This is a genomic window from Pseudoduganella sp. RAF19 (assembly GCF_052114165.1).
In the GTDB taxonomy this organism is placed as follows: Bacteria; Pseudomonadota; Gammaproteobacteria; order Burkholderiales; family Burkholderiaceae_D; genus Rugamonas.
This window is the reverse complement of record NZ_JBFREF010000030.1, coordinates 1-1,585: the sequence shown is the minus strand read 5'-3', so window position 1 is coordinate 1,585 and position 1,585 is coordinate 1. Positions and strand designations below refer to the sequence as shown.

At 60.4% G+C, this 1,585-nt stretch carries 1 pseudogene; it reads left to right on the top strand.

Annotation, left to right across the window (positions count from 1 at the left end):
• Positions 1–1,585, top strand: a pseudogene (locus AB4Z19_RS30445) (efflux RND transporter permease subunit); the annotation flags it as partial.

The window sequence follows — 1,585 nt, the reverse complement described above, 5'->3', positions numbered from 1 at the left end:
GTGGTTCAACCGCTTCTTCAACCGTGCTTCGCATGGCTACGAAACGGGTGTGACCGGCGTGTTGAAGCGCAAGGGCAGCTCGCTGGTGGTGTACGCCGTGCTGGCCGTGGCCGCAGGCTTCATGTTCAAGCTGGTGCCGCCGGGCTTCGTGCCGGCGCAGGATAAGCAGTACCTGATCGGCTTTGCCCAGCTGCCGGATGCGGCCTCGCTGGACCGCACCGAAGCGGTGATCCGCAAGATGTCGGATATCGCCAAGGAGATCCCTGGCGTGGCGGACTCGGTGTCCTTCCCTGGCCTGTCGATCAACGGCTTCACCAACGCGCCGAACGCCGGTATCGTGTTCACGCCGCTGAAACCGTTCGAGGAACGTACCAAGCCAAGCGAATCGGCACAAGCGATTGCTGCTGAAATCAACAAGCGCATGGGTGCGATTGAAGGCGCCTTCGTGATGGTGCTGCCACCGCCGCCAGTCAATGGCCTCGGCACCACCGGTGGTTTCAAGCTGATGATCGAAGACCGCGACAACCTGGGTTACGACGCGCTGTACAAGGCGATCCAGGCGGTGCAGATGAAGGCCTGGCAGAATCCGAAGCTGGCCGGCGTGTTCTCCAGCTATCAGATCAATGTGCCGCAACTGTTTGCCGACATCGACAAGGTCAAGGCCAAGCAGCTGGGCGTGCCGCTGGCAACGATCTATCAGACTTTGCAGATCAACCTCGGCTCGCTGTACGTGAACGACTTCAACCAGTTTGGCCGTACCTACCAGGTACGCGTGCAGGCTGACCAGCAGTTCCGTTCGCACGCCGAAGACATCGCACAGCTGAAGGTACGCAACGACAAGGGCGAAATGATTCCGCTGTCGTCGCTGATGCGCGTGAAGGACAGCTAYGGCCCGGACCGCGTGCAGCGCTACAACGCTTACGTRTCGGCTGAACTGAACGGYGGCCCGGCTCCTGGCGTGTCGTCCGGCGAAGCGCAGGCTGAAATGACCAAGATCGTCAACGAAGTGCTGCCGAAAGGTATCAGCTACGAATGGACGGAACTGGTGTACCAGGACATCCTGTCCGGTAACACCATGATGCTGGTATTCCCGCTGTGCGTGCTGCTGGTGTTCCTGGTGCTGGCTGCCCAGTACGAAAGCTGGACCCTGCCGCTGGCGGTGATTCTGATCGTGCCGATGTCGATCCTGTGCGCCCTGCTGGGTGTGAAGCTGACCCATGGCGACAACAATGTSTTCACGCAGATTGCAYTGTTCGTGCTGGTYGGTCTGGCGTCGAAGAACGCGATTCTGATCGTGGAATTTGCCCGCGAACTGGAACACCATGGCCGCACGATCGTGCAGGCCGCGCTGGAAGCTTGCCGCCTGCGTCTGCGTCCGATTCTGATGACGTCGATCGCCTTCATCATGGGCGTGGTACCGCTGGTGTTCTCGCACGGTGCAGGTTCGGAAATGCGTCATGCGATGGGTGTGGCCGTGTTCGCAGGTATGTTGGGCGTGACCTTCTTCGGTCTGTTCCTGACCCCGGTGTTCTACGTGCTGCTGCGTACCCCTGGCTGTGCGTCTTGAGAAGAAATCCCCGGCGGC